Origin of the sequence: Streptomyces sp., assembly GCF_050698815.1 — a bacterium.
Classification (GTDB): Bacteria; Actinomycetota; Actinomycetes; order Streptomycetales; family Streptomycetaceae; genus Streptomyces.
Map to the genome: position 1 here is coordinate 1 of NZ_JBOHCV010000027.1, position 4,435 is coordinate 4,435.

General features: G+C 69.6%; 4 protein-coding genes and 1 pseudogene. 2 read left to right on the forward strand and 3 right to left on the reverse strand.

All coding sequences use genetic code 11. From position 1 onward, the window contains the following. Positions 1–77, forward strand: a pseudogene (locus ACRDP3_RS00895) (VOC family protein); the annotation flags it as partial. A gap of 437 nt (positions 78–514) precedes the next feature. Continuing rightward, on the forward strand, positions 515–2,404 hold the full coding sequence (locus tag ACRDP3_RS00900; protein ID WP_431514840.1) for an ATP-binding cassette domain-containing protein: 1,890 nt from the start codon (positions 515–517) through the stop codon (positions 2,402–2,404). Between the two features lie 51 nt (positions 2,405–2,455). On the opposite strand, the gene ACRDP3_RS00905 is transcribed toward ACRDP3_RS00900, so the two are convergent. The 3 genes from ACRDP3_RS00905 to ACRDP3_RS00915 form a co-directional block, all read right to left on the reverse strand. Then, positions 2,456–2,887, reverse strand: coding sequence for a VOC family protein (locus tag ACRDP3_RS00905; RefSeq protein WP_431514841.1), 432 nt, complete (start codon positions 2,885–2,887; stop codon positions 2,456–2,458). 144 nt (positions 2,888–3,031) lie between these two features. Next, entirely contained in the window at positions 3,032–3,868 is an 837-nt protein-coding gene (locus tag ACRDP3_RS00910; protein WP_431514842.1) for an oxidoreductase, read from the reverse strand. Further along, positions 3,865–4,435, reverse strand: a 571-nt coding sequence (locus ACRDP3_RS00915; RefSeq protein ID WP_431514843.1) for a helix-turn-helix domain-containing protein, incomplete at its 5' end; no start/stop codon positions are given. The genes ACRDP3_RS00915 and ACRDP3_RS00910, both read right to left, overlap by 4 nt.

The window sequence follows — 4,435 nt, forward strand, 5'->3', positions numbered from 1 at the left end:
TCGGCCAGGGCGACGTCCCGTGGACGTGCCTGGCCGACCCGGAGGGCCACGAGTTCTGCGTCCTCGCCCGCTCCTGACGCGGAGCCGACATGTCTGACGGCGCGGGCGATCTCCTGGTCAATGCCCAGGAGATCGCGCGTAGTCGGTCCCGAAGCCGGTGACGATCTCCCGGAGCTCGTCCATGGCGACCCGTTGTTCCAGAGTTTCGGAGACGTAAGCGGAGAAGCCTCCGGGCCGAGCGCAGCTTCCTGCGGGACGCCGTCGCTTCCCGGGCTGAACCGGGCCAGCGTCAAAGAGTGCGTTCGAACATCGCACGGCGCCCTCGGCGTTTCGGCCACCGACGGGTCAGACGTCGACCCCACGTCCCAAGGGTGGATGCACCCCGCACCTTGCTCGTCCCCTGCACTCGTGCGGAATCCACTCCGACTCAAACACGTGTGTTCGAAATCGCAGTCTCCATCGTTGTTCCCGGTGGCGCCGAACCGACGACAACAACCTGGCAGGAGACGAGCAGTTGACTTCAGCCGATTCTCCAGACGCGCACGCCGTAACGCCGCCGCCGCCGCTTCCCGCCGAGATCACCTACACGGGGGAATTCTCCGTGAACCCGCTCGGTGAGGTCTCCTTCCGCAAGCTCTGTGCACAGCTTCCCTCGGTCCTGCGCCGCATCGCCGAGATGTCCTGGGGTGCCGACCGCCGGGCCGTCCTGCTCCTGCTGGTCTGCCAGTTGGTCACCGGTGTGGCCGCCGCGGTGCTACTGACCGCCACCGCACAGGCGATGCGCCCGATTCTTGGAGGCGGTGCGGTCTCAGACCGATTGCACCAAGCCCTGCCGGCCCTCCTCGTGGTGGCCGGTGCGACCGCGCTGACACGCGGTGCGGGTGCCCTGGCCACGTACGCCGAGCGGCGCATCACCCCCAAGCTGACGACCACGACCGACACGGCCCTGGTCGAGGCGGTCTGCCGTGTCGAGGCGGCGGCCTACGCCGTGGACGGGTTCGCCGACCGGCAGGAGGCGGCGGAGATGGGGGTGATCCGCACACACGTCATGGTCACCGACGCTCAGCGCTTCATGTCGGCTCTGGTCAAGATGGTCACCGCCAGTGGCGTCCTGTCGGTGCTGAACCCCCTGATGCTGCCGCTGCTTCTCCTCGCCGTGCTCCCGGCCGGCGTCGGGGCGGTGCTGACCGCCCGGCTCGACTACGAGATCCACTACGCGAACATCGCCGATCGCAACGTGCGCGGCATGATGCGGTGGTGGTCGACGACCCCGAAGTACGGTGACGAGGTCCGTGCCAACGGCATGACGGATTACTTGCTGTACTGGTACCGGTCTCTGTCCGAACGAGTCGACCAGCGCACGCTGGCCGCCGCCCCCCGCACGCTGCGGATCGCCTTGGTGTCCTCGCTGGTGGGCGGGGTGTTCCTCGTCGCCACGTGGGTGGCCCTCGCCTGGCTGGCCGTGACGGGCCGCATCGTGCTCGCCATCGCGGCAACGGCGGTCGTCGCCGTACAGACCACGCTGGCCGCCCTGTCGCAGGTCATCATCAACGGCGCTGCCGTCTTCCATACGAGCCTCTACCTGAGCGACATGCAGGCGTTCCTCGACGACGCGGAGGAACGGGCGCCCAAGCGAGGCGCACTGCCAGTGCGCGCACCGGTGGAGGAGATCCGGCTGGAGGAGGCCACCTACCAGTACCCGGGGAAGGACAAGCCGGCGGTCGACGGTGTGTCCCTGACCCTGCGGCGCGGGGAGATCCTCGCGATCGTGGGGGTGAACGGCTCCGGCAAGAGCACCCTGACCCGTCTGATCACCGGGATCTACCTCGCCGACAAGGGCCGCGTGACCTGGAACGGCTCGGACCTGGCCGCCGTCGATCCGGCGACCGTGTGGGCCTGCACCGGGCTGGTCCCGCAGATCTTCGCGCAGTGGCCATTGCGGGTCCGGGAGAACGTGACGCTTGGGCAACCTCGGACGCTCGACGACGGGCCGGTCTGGGAAACGGTCGACGCGGTCGGCATGCGGGAAGCCGTCGAGGACCTCCCGAACGGCCTCGACACCCTCCTCGCGCGGGAGGTGTTCGGCGGCGCGGAGCTGTCCGGCGGGCAGTGGCAGCGCCTGGCCTGTTCCAGGGCCCTGTACCGGCGTCCGCCTTTGCTGATCCTGGACGAACCCACCTCGCAGATGGACCCGCGAGGCGAGCACCAGATCTTCGAGGAGATCAAGTCCATCGCCGGCGACCGCATCACGATCGTCGTCACGCACCGGCTGGAGAACACGAGGGTGGCCGACCACATCGTGGTCATGGAACAGGGCCGCATCACCGAACAGGGCCGGTACGACGACCTGGTCCATGCCGGCGGTACGTTCGCCGAACTCCTCCAGCTCTCTCAGGACCGGTAGCCGACCACGGACGACGGACTTCGGCACGCGCGCACGGAGTCCGCGGAGCGGCTACCGCTCGGACAGCGGGGCCGGCGCCTCCTGGAGCACCCAGCCGTTGCCGTCCGGGTCGGCGAAGAAGGCGAAGGAGTTCCAGGTCTCGCCCTTCCCCTCCTCCCACCCCGCGGCCCCCACGTGCTGCACCGGGCTGATGTCGACGCCGCGCCCCGACAGTTCGGCGTGCGCGGCGGCGATGTCGGTCACGCAGATCTGCACGCCGCGCAGGGTGCCGGGCTTCATGTCCGACTGGCTCGGCGAGGCCGGCATCCCCTGTGACAGCGCGATCGAGCACCGCGAGCCCGGCGGCGTGATCTGCACGATGCGGATGCCGGGCGCCACCTCGGTGTCGAGGTCGACGTGGAAGCCGCACTTGTCCGCGTAGAACTCCTTGGCCCGGTCGACATCGGCGACGGGGACGGAGAGGATCTCGATGGTGAAGTCCATGGGTGCGCCTTCTTCCTGTACCGGCTGTACTGGCTTGCGTCGCTGTTCCGCAGCACGCAGGAAGACTGTGCCACCACCCACTGACAACTACTCAGAACCGTGCGGTGAACGCCGGCGGCCGCAACCGTTCAGCCAGCGCTCGCGTCACGCGGCGCCGCGGAACTGCCGGCGCAGGTAGGCGTCGAACATGCCGGCGCCGAGGAGTCGGCGCGTGTGCACGAGGGCCTTGGCGGCGGGGGTGACCACGTACCTGATGCGGGGCCTTGGGGTGGTGATGGCGCGTTCGATGACCTTGGCGACCGTTTCGGGCGGGGCGGACAGTGCGGTCGACTTGAAGGAGTCGGCCATCTGCTGGCCGGCGACGGCGTTGAGCGCGGCGTAGGGGCCGGCCGGGGCGGCCGATCCGGCGAGGGTGCCGGCAGCGGTGCCACCGAATCCGGTGCGGATCAGGCCGGGTTCGACGAGACTGACCTTGATCCCGAACGGGGCCGTCTCGAAGCGCAGGGCATCGGTGAGGGCCTCCACGGCGTACTTGCTCGCGTGGTAGTAGCCGCCGGCCGGGAAAACGAGCCGGCCACCCATGGAGCCGACGTTGACGATACGGCCGCGACCCTCGGTACGCATGCCGGGCAGTACGAGCTGGGTCATGCGAGCCAACCCGAACACGTTGGTCTCGAACTGGCGGCGCACCCCGTCCAGGTTGGTCTCCTCGACGGTGCCGTACTCGCCGTACCCGGCGTTGTTGACCAGTGCGCCTACGGCGCCGTGCTCGGCTTCGACCGCTTCGACGGCCGCGCGCATGGACCTCTCGTCGGTGACGTCCAGCGCCAGGACGCGGGCGCCGGCCTCGGCGAGATCGGCGATGGCCTCGGTCCTGCGGGCGGTGGCATAGACGGTCAGGCCGGAGTGACGTGCCAGCCGCAAGGCGGTGGCCCGGCCGATCCCCGAAGACGTTCCCGTGATCAGTACCGCAGTGGTCATGATGGCTCCTGAGTGGTGGTCTGCGTGTGTTCCAGGCCCGCGACGAGCAGCGCCACTCCATGCCGCAGTCGTCGGGCCGGGGCATCGGGGTCGGACAGGTCGGCCTCCAGCCCGCGGGTGAAAGCGAGGAGGAGCTCGGCGAACTCGGCCGCCTCGGCTGCCGGAAGGGCGGCGCCGGCCGCATCGGCGAGCAGGTCGCGCATGGCGGCGTTGTAGTCGTCGATCAGCTCCGCGGACAACCGGGCGTCCTCGCCCAGCAGTTCGGCGGCATGCGCGGGGCTGTCCCGCCACAGCGTGAGTGCCAGACCGAGCTTCGCCGCCAGGGCGGCCGTCAGCCGGTCGGCGAGGTCTCCGGGGAGTTCCAGCGCGGTACGTGCGTCGGCCAGAGCCGCATCGAGCAGCCGTCGGGCCAGCCGGCGGAAGGCGTCCTCCTTGTTGCGCACGTACTGGTAGACCGCCGGACGGGACATGCCCGCCTCCCTGGCAACGTCATCCATCGTCGTGCGCCGCACCCCGTGCCGCGTGAAACACACATACGCCGCGTCCAGGATCGCTTCGGCACGCTCA